Annotated in this window: 15 protein-coding genes and 1 tRNA gene; 7 read left to right on the plus strand and 9 right to left on the minus strand. The window is 48.1% G+C overall.

The features are described 5' to 3' along the window. Window positions 1-6: 6 nt before the first annotated feature. On the minus strand, window positions 7-468 hold the full coding sequence (locus XMM383_RS01685) for a DnaJ domain-containing protein (protein WP_173480870.1): 462 nt from the start codon (window positions 466-468) through the stop codon (window positions 7-9). A 105-nt stretch (window positions 469-573) separates the two neighbouring features. On the opposite strand from XMM383_RS01685, the gene XMM383_RS01690 reads away from it, so the two are divergent. Next, the gene (locus tag XMM383_RS01690) at window positions 574-885 is read left to right on the plus strand and encodes a DUF6482 family protein (RefSeq protein ID WP_173480871.1); all 312 of its coding nucleotides are present in this window, start codon (window positions 574-576) and stop codon (window positions 883-885) included. 43 nt (window positions 886-928) lie between these two features. Here the strand turns inward: XMM383_RS01690 and XMM383_RS01695 are convergent, their stop codons facing one another. From XMM383_RS01695 to metG, 3 genes are all read right to left on the minus strand, one after another. Further along, a complete protein-coding gene (locus XMM383_RS01695; RefSeq protein WP_173480872.1) occupies window positions 929-2,323 on the minus strand; it encodes an NAD(P)(+) transhydrogenase (Re/Si-specific) subunit beta in 1,395 nt (464 codons plus the stop codon). Between the two features lie 11 nt (window positions 2,324-2,334). Beyond that, a complete protein-coding gene (locus XMM383_RS01700) occupies window positions 2,335-3,900 on the minus strand; it encodes a Re/Si-specific NAD(P)(+) transhydrogenase subunit alpha (protein WP_173480873.1) in 1,566 nt (521 codons plus the stop codon). A 310-nt stretch (window positions 3,901-4,210) separates the two neighbouring features. After that, the gene (gene metG / locus XMM383_RS01705; RefSeq protein WP_173482451.1) at window positions 4,211-6,235 is read right to left on the minus strand and encodes a methionine--tRNA ligase; all 2,025 of its coding nucleotides are present in this window, start codon (window positions 6,233-6,235) and stop codon (window positions 4,211-4,213) included. Between the two features lie 151 nt (window positions 6,236-6,386). On the opposite strand from metG, the gene trmA reads away from it, so the two are divergent. The 5 genes from trmA to XMM383_RS01730 all read left to right on the plus strand — a co-directional run bounded on the left by trmA (window position 6,387) and on the right by XMM383_RS01730 (window position 10,450). Next, window positions 6,387-7,481, plus strand: coding sequence for a tRNA (uridine(54)-C5)-methyltransferase TrmA (trmA, locus tag XMM383_RS01710; RefSeq protein WP_173480875.1), 1,095 nt, complete (start codon window positions 6,387-6,389; stop codon window positions 7,479-7,481). A 64-nt stretch (window positions 7,482-7,545) separates the two neighbouring features. Continuing rightward, window positions 7,546-8,373 carry an iron-sulfur cluster carrier protein ApbC gene (gene apbC / locus XMM383_RS01715; RefSeq protein ID WP_371731518.1) on the plus strand — a complete coding sequence of 276 codons (828 nt, stop codon included), beginning with the start codon at window positions 7,546-7,548 and terminating at the stop codon, window positions 8,371-8,373. Between the two features lie 74 nt (window positions 8,374-8,447). Continuing rightward, a complete protein-coding gene (gene dcd, locus XMM383_RS01720; protein ID WP_173480876.1) occupies window positions 8,448-9,014 on the plus strand; it encodes a dCTP deaminase in 567 nt (188 codons plus the stop codon). A 1-nt stretch (window position 9,015) separates the two neighbouring features. Next, window positions 9,016-9,660, plus strand: coding sequence for a hypothetical protein (locus XMM383_RS01725; RefSeq protein WP_173480877.1), 645 nt, complete (start codon window positions 9,016-9,018; stop codon window positions 9,658-9,660). A 1-nt stretch (window position 9,661) separates the two neighbouring features. Next, entirely contained in the window at window positions 9,662-10,450 is a 789-nt protein-coding gene (locus XMM383_RS01730) for a hypothetical protein (protein WP_173494417.1), read from the plus strand. 10 nt (window positions 10,451-10,460) lie between these two features. Here XMM383_RS01730 and arsJ read toward each other — a convergent pair whose 3' ends face one another. From arsJ to XMM383_RS01745, 3 genes are all read right to left on the minus strand, one after another. After that, a complete protein-coding gene (arsJ, locus tag XMM383_RS01735; protein ID WP_173494418.1) occupies window positions 10,461-11,660 on the minus strand; it encodes an organoarsenical effux MFS transporter ArsJ in 1,200 nt (399 codons plus the stop codon). 4 nt (window positions 11,661-11,664) lie between these two features. Next, window positions 11,665-12,948, minus strand: coding sequence for a TolC family outer membrane protein (locus XMM383_RS01740; RefSeq protein ID WP_173494419.1), 1,284 nt, complete (start codon window positions 12,946-12,948; stop codon window positions 11,665-11,667). Between the two features lie 129 nt (window positions 12,949-13,077). Beyond that, entirely contained in the window at window positions 13,078-14,262 is a 1,185-nt protein-coding gene (locus XMM383_RS01745) for a pyridoxal phosphate-dependent aminotransferase (protein WP_173484498.1), read from the minus strand. Between the two features lie 134 nt (window positions 14,263-14,396). On the opposite strand from XMM383_RS01745, the gene uvrB reads away from it, so the two are divergent. Next, entirely contained in the window at window positions 14,397-16,427 is a 2,031-nt protein-coding gene (gene uvrB / locus XMM383_RS01750; protein WP_173482455.1) for an excinuclease ABC subunit UvrB, read from the plus strand. Window positions 16,428-16,562: 135 nt separating this feature from the next. Here uvrB and XMM383_RS01755 read toward each other — a convergent pair whose 3' ends face one another. Together XMM383_RS01755 and XMM383_RS01760 are read right to left on the minus strand one after the other, a co-directional pair. Further along, window positions 16,563-17,534 (minus strand): TauD/TfdA family dioxygenase, encoded by a 972-nt coding sequence (locus XMM383_RS01755; RefSeq protein WP_173480883.1) that lies wholly within the window; start codon window positions 17,532-17,534, stop codon window positions 16,563-16,565. Between the two features lie 245 nt (window positions 17,535-17,779). Beyond that, window positions 17,780-17,856, minus strand: a tRNA-Val gene (locus tag XMM383_RS01760). Window positions 17,857-17,965 lie beyond the last annotated feature (109 nt).

The raw sequence follows: 17,965 nt of genomic DNA on the forward strand, positions 1-17,965 counted from the left end.
CTCTGGTTAGTCCTTTAGAAGCGTCTCTTTGGCCGAGTTAATGCGAGAGGCAAGCCAATCACTGCCACCGCGATCAGGGTGGGCTTTTTGCATCAATCGCTTATGCGCAGCAAGGATCTCCTCTTTTGATGCTCCCTCTTTAAGACCCAATATTTCATAGGCCTCCTGTTTGCTTGGGTTTCCGGAGGGTTTAGGGCTGTTCTTTTGTTGCTGGCGTCGAGCCCTTAGAAAAGGGAGTAGGCGCAGCAACCAGGGAAACGCACTTTTAACAAAGGGAAGTAGGCCGGCAATCAGAGCGCCTAGCCAGTGCATCCTGCCGGTAATGGCTAAAAAGAGCATCACCAGCGCTAGGGTGATGAGTCCGGCTTGAAGCCAAGCTCTGCGTCGATGCTCTTTGGGTTTAGATCTCACCCAGCCGAGTATCAGCAGAATCAGTATAACGACAGCAATAAAAGAGATTGGATTCACAAGGTCTTGTCTCTGTACTTATATTGGGTTTGAAGGTTTGGCATGAATGCTTGGTCCGAAAGAGTATAGCTGACGTAACCTGAAAAGTAGATTTAAGGAAGCCATATGAAAGTAACTATCGAGCAGCTCAATCGTGAGCGTCCGGTTATATCTGAATTGAGATTGAAGTCCTTTGAATGTGAACACTATCTGGTTCAATTAACGACTGAGACTGGGCAATCAACCCTAGTTGACGACACTGGGCGCCCTCAGGTGTTTCGATCTCAGCTAGCGGCCAAGATTCCGTTCAAAGGATTAAGGGTTGAAAGGGCGGTGCTAGAGCATCAATCCTATTATGACGAAATGATTGGGTTGCAGGGCGACAAGGTTGAACCTCTGCTGGTTGATATCAGCCTTCCTGATAATGATTACTCATAAAAAAAACGGCACCCGAGGGTGCCGTTTTAGTATCAACTCTGGATTAGCTAATCGCTTTAAGGATTTGATCCAAACGCTCTTTAGCATCACCGAATAGCATGCGTGTGTTCTCTTTGTAGAAGAGTGGGTTATCGACACCCGCATAACCAGTACCCATAGAACGTTTCATGACAATGGTCTGTTTACCGTTCCAAGGCTCAAGTACAGGCATACCTGCGATAGGGCTGTCTGGTACTTCCTGTGCTGCAGGGTTGACGATGTCGTTGGCACCGATAACGATAGATACGTCAACGTTAGGGAAGTCTTCGTTGATCTCTTCCATCTCGTAAACGATGTCATAAGGTACTTTCGCTTCAGCAAGCAGTACGTTCATGTGACCAGGCATACGACCCGCTACAGGGTGAATACCAAAGCGAACGTTGATGCCTTTGTCGCGAAGTTTCTTAGTGATCTCGAATACGGTGTGTTGAGCCTGAGCAACCGCCATACCGTAACCTGGTAGGATCATGACCTCTTTAGCGTTAAGAAGCATGTCTGCCGCTTCATCCGATTCAACCGAGCGAATGTCTTCAGCATTACCCGCAGGGCCTGCTGGACCACCGCTTGAAGCTTTCTGACCAATACCACCAAAGATTACGTTTAGGAACTTGCGGTTCATCGCCTTACACATGATGTAAGAGAGGATAGCACCACTTGAACCGACTAGAGCACCGACGACGATGAGTAGATCGTTACCTAGCATGAAGCCCATCGCTGCAGCAGCCCAACCTGAGTAGCTGTTCAGCATTGAGACTACAACAGGCATATCAGCACCACCGATCGCTGCCACCATGTGCACACCAAATACCAGTGCGATGATGGTCATAACCGTCAATTCAAAGACACCGCCAGTTGCCGCTGTATCCATGTACTGAATCATGAAGTATAAAGCGATCACACCGAGTGCAATGTTGAATAGGTGACGACCTGGTAGTTGAAGAGGGCGTCCGCCAATCTTCCCGCTTAGTTTCAAGTAAGCCATGACGGAACCAGAGAAGGTCATCGCACCGATCAGAATGCCAAGGTAGGTTTCAACGGCGTGAATCGACTGAGCAACACCGGTGAGTGGTGCATGCTCTAGAGCATTCGCCCAACCCACAAATACGGCTGCTAGGCCCACAAGGCTGTGAAGAATCGCCACTAGCTCAGGCATAGAGGTCATTTCTACACGTTGCGCCAGAATGTAGCCAATGATACCACCGACAACAATACCACCGACCAGAAGTCCGTAGTTGTTAGAGACTAGGCCAACGATGGTAACACCGACAGCAATCGCCATACCCAGCATGCCATAGAAGTTACCGCGACGTGCAGACTCCTGATGCGCAAGACCGCCTAGTGCCATGATAAACAGGGCGCTGGCTGCAATGTAGGAAGCTGTAATAATTCCTGAAGTCATCGATTATCTCCTTACTTCCTAAACATGCGAAGCATGCGTTGTGTTACGGCGAAACCGCCCACAATGTTGATGCTGGTAATGAACACAGCCAATCCGGCAAGCGCCATCACCACTGGATTGTCACTTGAGATCTGAATTAAAGCGCCAATCACAATAATGGAACTGATTGCGTTGGTGACAGACATCAATGGTGTGTGCAGTGAGTGCGATACGCCCCAGATAACCATGTATCCGATAAAACATGACAATACGAATACGGTTAGGTGGCCAATGAACTCAGGTGGAGCAACAGAACCCAATCCAAATAGAGCGCCACCGGCGATCAGTAGAGGGATCAGGAACGCAAGTGGGTGAGCCGGTTTTTCAACCTCTGGCTCAAGCTCTTGCTTCGCTTTAAGGCCGACGTCCTCTTTAGGTGCAAGCGAGATACGAGGCGCTGGTGGTGGCCAAGTGATGTTGCCCTCTTTGACAACCGTCGCACCACGAATCACCTCGTCTTCCATGTTGATGTCGATTTCGCCGTTTTTCTCTGGGCAAAGTTCAGTCAACAGGTTCAACATGTTAGTTGCATAGAGCTGAGAGGATTGCGCTGCAAGACGGCTCGGTAGGTTGGTGTAGCCGATGATAGTGACATCGTGCTTCTTAACCACTTCGTTAGCGACGGTAAGTTTACAGTTACCACCCGCTTCCGCTGCAAGGTCAACAATGACAGAGCCAGGCTTCATGTTAGCGACCATACGCTCAGTGATCAGCTCAGGTGCCTCTTTGCCAGGGATCAGTGCGGTAGTGATAATGATATCCACTTCTGCAGCCTGAGCCGCGAATAGATCCATCTCTGCTTTGATGAACTCAGGGCTCATGGTCTTAGCGTAACCGCCAGAACCGCTGCCATCTTCGTCATCTTCGAAATCGAGCATCAGGAATTCAGCATCCATCGACTCAACTTGCTCTTTAACCTCAGGGCGAGTATCAAATGCACGAACAATGGCACCCATGCCTTTCGCAGCACCGATAGCGGCAAGACCGGCAACACCGGCACCGATAACCAGTACTTTAGCTGGGTTGATTCGACCTGCTGCGGTGATCTGACCAGTGAAGAAGCGACCGAAATGCTGCGCTGCTTCAACAACAGCACGGTAACCCGCGATGTTAGCCATTGAAGATAGGGCGTCCATCTTCTGTGCACGTGAAATACGTGGTACAGAGTCCATAGCCAGTGCATTGATACCATGATCAGCCATCTCTTTGAGCATCTCAGGGTTCATCGCTGGGTATAGGAAGCTGATGATGGTTTGATCCTTCTTCATCAACTCTACGCCATTGAAACCAAGTTCAGGGTGGGCTTTAGGTGGGCGAACCTTCAGGATAATGTCTGAATTACCCCATAGCTCTTTAGGATCTTTAATGATCTCTACACCAGCTTTCTCATACTCTTCGTCCGCATAGCTAGCATCTGCGCCAGCGCCGCTTTCCATCGAGATGTCGAAACCCAGCTTTTGCATTTTAACTGCAACGTCTGGAGTGAGGGCGACGCGTTTTTCGCCTTCTTCGTTCTCGCGGGGTACACCGATTCTCATCGATTTCACCTCTCTTATAGTATCCACCCGAGGATGGCTGTTGATAACCCTGGCTCAGCATAGAAGCTAAGCCTATATAATATGGCCATTCCATAACTAAATAGAATTAACCTAAAACTAATCTTTATAATCTACTACGAAAGTTATTAATAACCAAACTGAATTAACTTATACGGATTATTAAAATTTTTCAGGATGCTTAAGATTTAGCTTAATTCTCTTCTTATTGGGATGTAATTTAATCAACAAGAGGTAATAAAAAAGGAGCCGAAGCTCCTTTTTAAAAAGACGCACTGTTCGAAAACAGGGCTTACATGATGCGCATTCCTGGCTGAGCGCCGGCATGGGGTTCTAATATCCAAAGATCCTTACCGCCAGGTCCAGCCGCTAGTACCATCCCCTCAGACATTCCAAACTTCATCTTACGCGGTGCAAGGTTAGCGACCATAACGGTCAGTTTGCCTTCCAAGTCTTCTGGAGCATAGGCCGATTTGATACCTGCAAAGACATTGCGTGTCTCATCGCCTAGATCAAGCGTCAATCGAAGGAGTTTGTCAGCACCTTCAACATGCTCAGCTTTAGCGATGCGAGCGACACGAAGATCGACTTTGGCAAAGTCTGGAAACTCGATGGTCTCAGCAATGGGCTCTTTACTAGGCTCAGCCTTTTTAACAGGCGCAGCGGCTTGTAGATTCTGTTTTGAATCTTCGATGACCGCCTCGATCTTTTCAGGCTCTACACGCTGCATAAGCGGCTTGAACTTGTTGATCTTTTGGTCCAGTAGAGGTGTTTGAATCTCATCCCAAGCAAAGCTTTCAATATTAAGGAAGCCTTTAGCTTGTTCAGATACCTCTGGAAGAACTGGAGTTAAGTAACTAATGATTACTCGGAATAGGTTAATGCCCATGGTACAGCAGGCTTGAACCTCAGCCTCTTTACCTTCCTGCTTAGCCAATACCCAAGGCTCAGCTGCATCAATATACTGGTTGGCTTTATCGGCTAATGCCATGATTTCGCGCATCGCTTTGGCGTACTCGCGCTTTTCATAAGCATTTGCAATCGAATCACCAGCGGCAACTGCTTCGTTATAGAGCTCTGGTTGAGCCAGTGTGCTATCCAGTTGGCCATCAAACTTCTTAGTGATAAATCCTGCACAACGGCTCGCAATGTTGATGACTTTGTTAACTAGATCGGCGTTAACACGAAGACGGAAGTCCTCTAAGCTTAAGTCGATGTCATCAATACCTGAGCCCAGTTTCGCTGCAAAGTAGTAGCGTAGATACTCTGGACGTAGGTGTTTCAGGTAGGTCTCGGCCATAATAAAGGTGCCACGAGACTTAGACATCTTCTGTCCATCGACTGTTAGGAAACCGTGACAGAAAACCCCTGTTGGTGTTCTAAATCCTGCACCATGCAGTTCAGCAGGCCAGAATAGGGTGTGGAAGTAGGCGATGTCTTTACCGATGAAGTGATAGAGTTCAGCGCTGCTATCTTCTGACCAGTACTCATTGAAATCGACGCCATTTTTATCCGCCCAATTTTTAAAGCTAGCCATGTAGCCGATGGGAGCGTCCAACCAAACGTAGAAGTATTTGCCAGGGGCGTCAGGAATCTCAAATCCCCAGTAGGGCGCATCACGTGAGATATCCCACTGTTGAAGACCGGATTCGAACCACTCATTCAGCTTGTGTTTCATCTGATCCTGAACGTGTGTGTCTACCCAGCCTTTAAGGAAGGATTCGAAATCTTCAAGCTTAAAGAAGTAGTGCTCAGACTCTTTCTCGATCGGTTTTGCACCTGATACAGCAGAGTAGGCATTTTTCAGTTCAGTCGGGGCATAGGTTGCACCACACTTTTCACACGAGTCGCCGTACTGATCTTCCGCACCACATTTTGGACAGTCACCTTTGATGAAACGATCCGGAAGGAACATCTCCTTTTCAGGATCGTACGCTTGAGTGATGGTGCGACGAGCAATGTGACCTTTATCTCGTAAACGCGTGTAGATCAGTTCAGCAAACTGCTTGTTCTCTTCCGAGTGCGTCGAGTAGTAGTTGTCGAAGTTGACCAAAAAACCTGAGAAGTCACGCTGGTGCTCTTCACTGACTTTGTCGATCAATGCTTGAGGTGAGATACCCATCTGATCCGCTTTCAGCATGATCGGTGTACCGTGAGCATCATCTGCACAGACGTATGTACATTGATGGCCGCGCTGCTTTTGGAAGCGAACCCAAATATCGGTTTGGATGTATTCAACTAGGTGGCCCAGGTGAATAGGTCCATTAGCGTAAGGCAGGGCACTGGTAACAAGAATCTTGCGATTAGAATCAGTCATCTAGGTTAATCACTATCTACTACGAAAAAATTGAGCGTCGATTTTACGCGTTTACTTCGATTGATTAAAGGTCTCAGGTTTGGTCACTACTCAATGCACTGTTACACTGCGCCCCAATTACTCTTTTTAGACGTTTAAAGGCACCCATTGCATGTCATCTTTACCGGTTATTGATCCTGCCCTCTACGAACAGCAACTTGCTGAAAAAGCAGAAACAATGCAGCAGTTATTCTCAGAGTTTGATCTTCCCGAGCTCGAGCTGTTTCGCTCCCCACCAGAGAACTACCGTATGCGAGCAGAGTTTCGAGTTTGGCATGATGGTGATGAGATCGACTACGTGATGTTTGAACCGGGAGATAAGCGCAAACCGGTCAAGGTGACAGAATGCAAAATGGTCGATACGCGCATTGAATCGATGATGTTCGATTTTCTCGAGCGTTTAAAAGGTGACGTTGAGCTGCGTAAACGTCTATTTCAAATAGATTTCCTAGCGACCTTAAAAGGGGAGCTGTTGGTCAGCATGCTCTACCACCGCGCGATCGGAGAAGAGTGGATTGAGGCGGCAAAACCCCTTCGTGAAGAGTTTGGCATTGATATTGTAGGCCGTTCACGTAAAAACAAGATTGTGTTGGATCGTGATTTTGTTATTGAAACGATTCAGATCAATGGTCAGCCCTTCACCTACAAACAGACCGAAAACAGTTTCACCCAACCCAACGCTAAGGTGTGTGAACAGATGATCGAGTGGGCGTTGGATGCAACTCAAGATGCTAGGGGCGACCTGGTGGAGTTCTACTGTGGTAACGGTAACTTCAGTCTGCCGCTAGCGCAGAACTTCGATCGAGTTGTCGGTACTGAGATCTCTAAAGAGTCGGTACGCAGTGCGCAGTACAACATTGAGGTAAATGGTGTTGAGAACGTCTCTATTTTGCGCCTCTCTTCAGAAGAGTTTACTGAGGTACTTCAAGGCACTCGTACTTCTCGTAGAACCGAAGGGTTGGATCTGACCAGCTTTGATTTTCAAACCGTACTGGTTGATCCGCCTCGTGCAGGTTTAGATGCAGAGACCGTTAAGCAAGTGCAGACCTACCCGGCGATTGTCTATATCTCCTGTAACCCTGAAACCTTAAAAGAGAATTTAGAGATACTGTCTCAGACTCACGACGTGCAGCGTTTTGCTCTGTTTGATCAGTTCCCATACACCCATCATGTCGAATGTGGCGTATACCTTACTAAGAAGGTCTAGTTAATCGATCCTCTTTTTGAAATAATCCTACTAAATTACTTGGTTATTATGTTTGGGTGGTACCGTGTCTCAGAAACTTGAAAATCTTGCGGGTGTTAAAAAAATTGTCGCGATCTCCTCTGGTAAAGGCGGAGTGGGTAAGTCGACGGTCACAGCTAACCTGGCAGCTGCTCTATCTGTACAGGGTCTTCGTGTCGGCGTGTTGGATGCTGATATTTACGGTCCCAGCCAAGCAATGATGTTTGGTGTACCTGCAGGTACTCGCCCGAAAACAGCTGAAGAGAAGTACTTTATTCCCGTCGTCGCGCACGACATTCAGACTATGTCGATCAGTTATTTGATCGATGAAGATACACCTATGGTGTGGCGTGGTCCCATGGTAAGTAGTGCGCTTCAGCAGCTGTTGATGCAGACACAATGGGATGATTTGGATCTTCTGCTGATCGATATGCCGCCTGGTACAGGTGACATTCAATTGACGCTGTCGCAAAAGGTACCGGTCGATGGTGCCATCGTCGTAACCACGCCTCAGGATATTGCGCTGCTTGATGCCAAGAAGGGCATTGAGATGTTCCGTAAGGTCGATATTCCAGTGCTAGGCATCATTGAAAACATGAGCGTGCACGTCTGTTCAAACTGCGGTCATGTTGACCCCATTTTTGGGGAAGGTGGCGGTGATAAGATGGCAGAGCAGTATCAAACCAAGCTCTTGGGTCAGTTACCTTTGGCAATGCCAATTCGCGTGCAGGCCGACTCGGGCACACCCATCGTCATTGCCGAACCTGAATCTGAGTATGCCAGCCTCTATCAAAGGGTTGCGGCTTCCGTCAGTGAAGTGCTTGCCAATCACACACAGGCTGAGGCGCCTTTCATCAACATCATGGATGATTGATGTGTAAAGAAAAGGCTCTATTTCTGGAGCCTTTTTTGCTATTATTTCGCGGTTTTCTTTTTAGGTGATAAGTAATGGGTATCAAAGCCGATAAGTGGATCCGTCGCATGGCGGAACAGCAACAGATGATTGATCCGTTTGAGCCGGGTCAGGTTCGTGAAGTGAATGGTGAAAAGATCGTCTCATACGGTACGTCTAGCTACGGCTATGATGTTCGTTGTGCTGACGAGTTTAAAATCTTCACCAACATCAACTCATCGGTTGTCGACCCTAAAGACTTCAACAGCGAGAGCTTTGTTAATGTGAAGTCGGATGTCTGTATCATCCCGCCAAACTCCTTTGCACTGGCTCGCACTGTTGAATACTTCAAGATCCCCCGTGATGTGCTAACAATCTGCTTGGGTAAAAGTACCTACGCACGTTGTGGCATCATTGTGAACGTCACACCGCTCGAACCAGAGTGGGAAGGTCACGTGACACTTGAGTTCTCTAATACCACGCCGCTGCCTGCTAAGATCTATGCTAACGAGGGTGTAGCTCAGATGCTCTTTATTGGCGGTGATGAAGTGTGTGAAGTCTCCTACGGTGATCGTGGTGGTAAATACCAGGGTCAAACGGGTGTGACCTTACCACGCACTTAATATGCAAGAACAAGTCGATAGTATTAAAGCCTTTTGGGATGATCTTGCGATTACCCTAGATGCCCTTCAACACGCCACGCTCGAGCAGCTCGCTGAGCAAGGTGAGCGTGTGCTTATGGATTACAGACCGACACTGAAAGAGATCGACTCTAACCTGACGTTCCATTTTGAGCGTAATCAAGAGGATGGTCCTGTTCAGTTGGTCTTTGGTTGTGATGGCTACCCAGAGTCGATTCACAGTGTGTTAACACTGGTCGGTGCTGCGCCTAAACTGAATGGCTTCCAAGTACGCGCCTTCAATGAGCGTCATGATCCTGTGCCACGCACCGTCGATCTGGGCGGAGAGCTCTGTGAGATCAACGACTACTGGTATTCACTGCGCACCATTAATGGCAAGTTAGAGCTCGCAATCTACATGGAAGATGCACCGACCGTGCTCGATATGGATCCGCGAGTTGAGGCAGTCATGATTCTACTGGATGCGCTGATTGGTGAGTACGAGATTATGGTGCGAATTTGGGCCTTGGATTGGTATGAACTTCCAGCCTGTCCACGTGATTTTGGGCTATCGCCGCTATCCCAGCTCAGATCTGAATTTGATCAGATTAAATCTGACATTAAACCCATTGGTATCAATCTGCACTAATATGAGTGACAAGTTGACCGAACTGCTTGATGACCTTCGCGAAGCCTATCTCAAAGAGATGGAGGCTAACGGCCACAGCTACCCCTTTAAAACGGCTCACCAGCTTGCTCATAGGCGTTTAGCCTTGCCAGCTGACGAGTTAGTAAAGCTCATTCTATCAGCGCCACGCCTGTTGGCTTCACGTGCCGGTGATCTGATCGAGAGTGAAGAGGAGGGTGCAAACCCGACCATCGGAGCGATCATCAGTGCCAATCTTGTGGCGGCGGGTATGGATGGTCTAATGATGGTTGCGACCAAGCGCGACTGGTTAGAGCGTGATGAGCATGGCGATCTGTTGGTTGATGCGCATGAACTGGACCTCTGCAAACCCGTTTTAGGTGTCGATTACACGAAAACCCCTAAAGAGTTCGTTCCGCAAAGTGGACGGAGTCAGCTCTCTGATCTGTTCGCTGCGGCTGAAACAGCCTTCGAAAGTGCGCTGAGCAGTGAGACGATGGATGCCTATCAGCTCAGTCTTAAAATTGCGTCGGACTATGCTGTTTTTGCTCCAGATGATTTGGCACCGCTGTTGGCCGAAAACCCTTTAATGTTGGGGTTACGAAACGATGGATTGGTGGATCCCGAGATGTTCAATCAAGATCCACCCGCTGGCATGATTCTTAGTGCACATCTGACTGAGATGATGGTAGCTCAAATGGTGGATCATGCCATTGAAAAGGGCGCCATCGGAATGGATTCAGAAGGTCAGCCTCTATTTGTCGATGATGAAGAGCCACCGACACTGCATTAATAAGGTTGGGTTAGATTGGCAGTTTTCGGCTGAGCAGCGCCGCTGCTAAAACCATAATCGCAGATCCAGCAAGGCAAGCCACTAGCCCCGCAACGCCTAATCCAGTCCACTGAAACAGTGCACCCGATAGCAGGGTGCCGATCAAGCGCCCCATGGCATTAGCCATGTAATAGAACCCCACATCTAACGAGACACCGTCTGCTTTGGCATAGCTAACAATTAAATAGCTGTGAACGGCTGAGTTGAGGGCAAAGATCAGCGCAAACAGCGCTAAACCCACCATTATGACCCAGGTGGGCTCGACCTCTGCGAAGAGTAGAGCAGCAATCGCGGTTGGAACTAGGGTTAACAGGGCTGCTAGTGTGACGGCTCGGTCACGACTGGGTGGGTGCTCTCTGTTATTCAGCAGTTTTGGCGAGGATGCTTGAATAATACCGTAGCCAATAATCCACATTGCCATAAACGCCCCAGTTGCCTCTTCACCCCAGTTAAGGGTATCGGCAAGAAAGACGGGCAGTGCAATCACAAACCAGATATCTCGTGCACCGAATAGAAAGAACCGGGCAGCAGAAAGTCTATTAACGGAGTCACTTTTAGAGAAAATCTCTCTGAATTTAGGTTTGTAGCTCGCTTTACCTAACTCCTTTTTTAGCAGCAGTAGAGAGCTGATCCAGACAATCAGTAAGACCGCGGCCATCGCGGTAACCGCCCCTTGAAACCCTAGCCAGACTAGCAGGGCACCACCCATAAAGAAACCCACACCTTTTAGCGTGTTTTTCGATCCTGTAAGCAGTGCGACCCATTTAAACAGTGAGCTTTCGGCGTTTTCAGGAACCAGTTGCTTGATGGCACTTTTCGCACTCATTTTATTCAGATCTTTAGCAATGCCGGAAAGCGCTTGGGCGGCCATCACCCAGGGAATGGTGAGATAGGCTGAAGGAACTGCTAGCATGGCTAGTGCGCCAATCTGTAAGGCGAGCCCAATGTTCATGGTCCTATTCAGGCCAATACGAGCTCCGAGCCAACCACCAACTATATTGGTGACGACCCCAAAGAGTTCGTAGAAGAGGAATAGAAAGGCGATCTGAAGAGGAGAGTAACCGAGTTGGTGGAAATAGAGCACCACCAACATACGAAGGGCGCCATCCGTGAGGGTGAACGCCCAGTAATTACCCGTAATTAGCAGGTACTGACGGACAGCACCATTCATACACTTAACCTTCTAGCCAGCTATCAAGAGACTCAATGTCTGCAGGGCTAAGTGTACCTAGAGTAGATTTCATTTCTGTGACAAGCGCGATGTGATCGATACGCGCTTCAGCGTAGTCTGTTTTAGCAGCGTAGAGTGCGGTTTCAGCGTTAAGTACATCAACGATGTTACGTGTGCCGACTTCAAACCCTTGTGAAGTTGCTTCTAGAGCTTTTTCACGAGATTCCAGTGCGACTTTGCGAGCTTCAACGGTTTTAACACTCGCTTCGATGTCACGCAGTAATTTGCGGGTGTCGGCTTTAACCGTTTTAACTTCACCTTCGTAAGCGAAAAGTGCTTCGGTGTGTTTGTAGGCGTACTTGTCTTGGTTCGCAGTCGTTTCAAAACCGCTAAAGATCGGAATGCTTAGCGTTAGTGATGTGTTGTAATCACCACGTGTTTCATAAGCAGTATCACCGCTCAGTGCGTTGTAACGGAATGATAGAGTTGGCAGGTGAGCAGATGCATAGGCTTCTGCTTCATAGCCGGCTGAAATCTCTGACAATTTCTTCAGACGAAGGGCGATATTACCCGCCAACGCTTTCTCTACCCACTCTGATTCTGACCCTTCAGTAATGCCCTCGATAGGGTAACTCGCTTTAATCTTCTTAAGATCGACACTGCTAACGCCCGTCATCTTCTCCAACGAATCGAGAGCACTTTCGACACCGCTCTGTGCTGTAAACAGGGATGCGCGCGCATCATCATAAGAGGCGCGAGCTTCTAGCACATCGGTAATCGCAATTAAGCCCACTTCGAACTGTGCGTTCACCTGATCTAGACGGCGTTTTAGTGCGCGCTCCTGCGCTTCAGCGACCTCTAGACCGTTTTTGGCTTTAAGAGCACCAAGATAGGTCGAGACAAGGCGGAACATCAAGCCCTGATCAGCAGCCTCTATAGAGAGCTGAGTGATCTCTGGCAGCTGATTGGCTGCTTTATAACCGTACCAAGCGGGCATACTGAAAAGAGTCTGATCGATCGTCAGAGTCATGCCTTTAGTCGTAGAAGAGTTGCCTGAAGGGTTCGATGTAGATCGAGTAGCGGTCATACCAACCGTTGGGTAGAGATTAGACAGTGCGATGTCATACCCAGTCTCTGTTGCTAGTGCAGATGCGCGACTCTCTTGGTAAGAGGCGTCATTTTTAAGGGCGCTGTTGTAAAGATCGGTCAAAACACCAGCCTGTGTTGACGCTGAAATCAGGGTGGCAATCGAAATCGCAAGTGACTGCTTTGCAAAGCGAGCGTTCATAAAAGATCCTGTTAAATTCGTTAAATGGTCATTGAAGGCTATATTAGCAACTTCTAAATCAATAACAAAGGTCTGTACATAAAAAAACCGGATACGAGATCCGGTTTAGTGTAGTTCAGTTAGACCTGATTAGGCGAGTGCTTTCGCGATTCGCTCAATCGCATCGGCCAGTATCTCTTTGCTAGTTGCAAAGGAGAGGCGCATATTGCCCGGCGCGCCGAATGCAGAACCAGGTACCAGTGCGACACCGGCTTCCTGAAGTAGGTATTCAGCCAGTTCAATATCATCGTTGATGTCTGAACGTGCATCGATGACACCTTGGAAGCTTGGGAATGCGTAGAAAGTGCCATCGGCAGGGATGCACTCAACACCCTCGATTTTGTTCAGTTCTGAAACGACAAATTCATGGCGCTCTTTGAAAGCAACAACCATCTCAGCAACACAACCCTGATCGCCTTCCAGTGCAGCACGGGCCGCTTCCTGTGCAATCGAACAAGGGTTAGATGTCGATTGCGACTGCACCTTTTTCATTGCACCGATAAGTTTAGCGGGACCTGCGGCATAACCGATACGCCAGCCAGTCATTGAGTAGGCCTTAGAGACACCGTTTAATACGATGGTGCGATCGTAAAGCTCTGGTGCTGCATTAAGAATGTTCACAAAAGGTTGGTCATTAAAACGAATGTGCTCATACATATCATCCGTCGCAATCAGAACCTCTGGGTACTCTTTCAGTACGTCAGCTAGTGCTTTCAGCTCATCAAGCGTGTAAGCAACGCCTGTTGGGTTTGAAGGGCTGTTAATAACAACAAGACGAGTTTTGTCCGTTAGAGCCGCTTTTAACTGCTCAGCAGTCATTTTAAAACGCTGTTCCTGAGTCGTTGGAACAATGACCGGCACACCGTCAGAGACCAGAACCATATCAGGGTAAGAGACCCAGTAGGGTGCTGGGATAACCACTTCATCACCTTCATTGATCAGTGCCAGTGATAGGTTGAAAAAGCTCTGTTTACCGCCAGATGAGACTAGAATCTGGTTTGGCTCGTAAGAGAGACCGTTGTCTTTTGAGAACTTCTCAATAATCGCTTTTTTAAGCGCTGGTGTACCATCGACAGCGGTGTATTTGGTCATACCCTTGTTAATGGCTGCAATAGCAGCGGCTTTGATGTGTTCAGGAGTATCAAAGTCAGGTTCACCTGCACCTAGGCCAATAATGTTTTGACCAGCAGCACGAAGCTCAGCAGCACGGTTAGTGACAGCCAGAGTAGGTGACGGCTTAATGTTGTTGACGCGGTTAGAGAGTCGAACGTCCAATCGAAATATCCTCAAAAAACGAAATGTTCGTGTGGCTTTTATAAAGCGTTGCACATTATATAGGAGTTTGAGTTCCGTTATAATCCCCTGAAACCCTTATAACTCCGCGTTTTTTAATATTTTAGGTCTGATGAATGAAAACTCCGTTTAAAGTCTCATCCAAATTTGAACCTGCAGGGGATCAGCCAACGGCGATTGCTGGCCTAGTGGATGGTTTGGAGTCGGGTCTTGCGTCGCAGACTCTATTGGGTGTGACCGGTTCGGGTAAGACCTTTACCGTTGCCAACGTCATTGCTGAAGTTCAACGACCTACGATCATATTGGCGCACAACAAAACCCTAGCGGCCCAGCTATACGGTGAATTTAAGGAGTTTTTTCCAAATAATTCGGTAGAGTATTTTGTCTCCTACTACGACTACTACCAACCTGAGGCCTATGTTCCATCGTCGGACACCTTCATCGAGAAAGATGCGTCGGTTAACGATCACATTGAGCAGATGCGACTCTCTGCAACCAAGGCTCTGTTAGAGCGAGACGATGCCATCATCGTGGCCACCGTCTCAGCCATTTACGGTTTGGGTGACCCTAAATCCTATTTGGCGATGATGCTCCATTTAGACCGGGGCGATCGAATTGATCAGCGCGGGTTACTGCGTCGACTGGCGGAGCTCCAATACACACGAAACGATATTGATTTGCACCGTGGTACCTATCGCGTCCGAGGGGATGTGATCGATATCTACCCAGCAGAATCGGATCGTGATGCGCTTCGCATTGAACTGTTTGACGATGAGATTGAGGAGCTCGCCTGGTTTGATCCGTTAACCGGTGAAGTATTGCGTCGCGTGCCGCGTGCAACGGTCTACCCTAAAACCCACTATGTTACTCCGCGCGAGACACTGCTTGAGGCGGTCGAGCATATCAAAGAGGAGTTGCGAGAGAGGCTCAAGCAGCTTCGCGACAACAACAAGTTGGTGGAGGCGCAGCGGTTAGAGCAACGCACGCTCTATGATATTGAGATGATCCTCGAGCTAGGTTACTGCTCAGGTATTGAAAACTACTCGCGTTACCTGTCAGGCAAGCCTGCCGGTGCACCGCCACCGACACTGTTCGAGTACCTTCCAGATAATGCGTTGTTGGTGATCGATGAGTCTCATGTCACCGTTCCGCAGTTGGGTGCTATGTATCGTGGTGACCGTTCACGAAAAGAGACGCTGGTTGAGTACGGTTTCCGCTTACCCTCAGCGCTAGATAACCGACCGCTTAAGTTTGAAGAGTGGGAGCATCTAGCGCCCCAAATGATTTTTGTCTCTGCCACGCCCAGCAAATATGAAGCGGCTAATGCTCAAGCGATTGTTGAGCAGGTGGTTAGACCGACGGGCTTAGTCGATCCAGTGGTTGAAGTGAGGCCGGCTCAAACGCAGGTCGATGACTTGCTTGGGGAGGTACGGAAAACCGTCGCTAAAGGTGAGCGAGTTATTGTAACTGTGCTGACTAAGCGGATGGCCGAGGATTTAACAGAGTATCTAGCGGAACATGATGTCAAAGTGCGCTATTTACACTCTGATATCGATACCGTGGAGCGTGTTGAGATCATACGAGATCTTCGAATAGGGGAGTTTGATGTACTTGTTGGTATCAACCTGCTGCGTGAGGGTATCGACATGCCGGAGGTCTCTCTAGTGACGATTCTTGATGCCGATAAAGAGGGCTTCTTACGATCGGATACCTCTATGATTCAGACCATTGGGCGGGCCGCGCGTAATGTAAATGGTCGTGCGATTCTCTATGCCGACCGAATTACCGGATCTATGCAGCGCGCGATGGATGAAACCGCACGCCGTCGTGAAAAGCAGATCGCATTCAACGAAGAGCACGGCATTACGCCAAAAGGTATTCAGAAGTCCGTTGCTGACATCATGGAAGGGGCAACCATTCCTGGTAAGAAGGTGGGTAAACAGTCAGCTCGTAAAGCGGCTGAACCAACGCCAGAGTACCAACTCTCTGCCAAAGCGATGTCGCCTAAAGAGCTCTCTAAAGCGTTGTCGACATTGGAAGATAAAATGTATGAAGCCGCTAAGAACTTGGAGTTTGAGAAGGCGGCTCAGTTGCGCGATCAGCTAGAGCAGTTGAAGCACTCGGCAATCGATACCGGACAAGACTAGCCTCTAAAATATTGGATCGGTCTGTTGGAGCGGTCTTGCAAAGGCCGCGATGGGTTAATCATCTCATCTTCGACAAGACTCCAACAACCAATAAAAAACCCCGCAAAAGCGAGGTTTTTATAACACAGAGACCGACTATCGCTTAGCGATACCCTCTTTACCAGGGAAGTCAGGTGCACACTCTCGTGCGTTCGGCATCTTCAGCCAAAGTCGTAGGAGATGACGCTTCTTATCTTCCTCTTCGTAATCTTCAAAGCCAGTACGAGAGTGGAAAATTGTATAGTTATTAGCAAACTGAATATCACCCGGTTCCATCATCATATCCAAGCGGATATCGGGGTCATTCAAGATCGAATCAACCAGATCAAAGGCTTCTACCTCTACTGGTGACAGTGGCAGTCCAGCTTTCTCTTGTGCAATTTCAATGTACTGGCGCAGATGCATCGCACTCAGTTTGCCTTTGTAGTAACTGAAAATTGGTACCGGGCCGGCATCACCATTATTGATGTGCTCCATTAGGAAATGGCGGTGCAACAGGCCAAGGTACTCGGTATGGTTTTCTTGAATCTCATTGAAAAGAGTAATGGCGCTAGACAAGCTGCTCATGCCGCCGGATTTGGCTTTGCGAAGACTTAATAGTCCGACAACGTCAGAGAGGTCTGCGTGGTAGGGTAGATACTCATTGGTTTCATAAACACGGACCGATTTAGGATCTTTTGCACCGATATCTTTCACGTGGCCGATCATATCGCCTTTGATGTTCTGTGATACAGGGATACCCATATGAAGGCCAAGGCCGTAGTAGATAATTGCGGTCTCTTCGTCAGTGTAACGCTCAATAGGTAGGCCGCGGATAAGTATGAAGCCTTTGCCATCCTCAAGCTCGGTATTGAAGTAGTTGATCTCTTCCGCAAGCTCGGTGATCGGGAAATCTTCTTTAGTGAAGTTAGGTGTAGTTAGGCCTTTCGCTTTGACTGCGGCAAGTCCTTTTTCAAGAATGGCGATTGACTCATCGGACCAGTGGTAGATCCAAGATCCATCATCTTTTATATCTTTGCCTTTCCAAGCTGATGGGCCTTCGAATTTCTCTTTAAGAATGACTGACACTCTAAATTCCTCTGTACGAAATAGTATTAATTATTGTGATAAAGCTAAGGCCAATAGATTAGGCCAAGTATTAGAAATAACTGCTGTTACAATTATGATTGTTTAAGTCTATAACAATATTCAACTTTTGTATGGGGTATAAGTTGGAGCGGTCTTGAAAAGGCCGCGATAGGGTATCGTCTCATCTTCGATAAGACTCCAACAGAAGAGCACAAAAAAGCCCCGCTGATGCGAGGCTTAATGTCTGGTACGACCGGGCAGATTCGAACTGCCGACCCCTACCATGTCAAGGTAGTGCTCTAACCAACTGAGCTACGGTCGTATTTGGCTGCGTATTTTATGGTGTGAAATTTATTCTGCAAGTAGTAAAGTGATGGATGCAGATTATTTTTTTATAACTTTCCCTTTTTTACATGATTCAACTATTCTGA

Source organism: Marinobacterium sp. xm-m-383 (assembly GCF_013283255.1).
Classification (GTDB): domain Bacteria; phylum Pseudomonadota; class Gammaproteobacteria; order Pseudomonadales; family Balneatricaceae; genus Marinobacterium_E.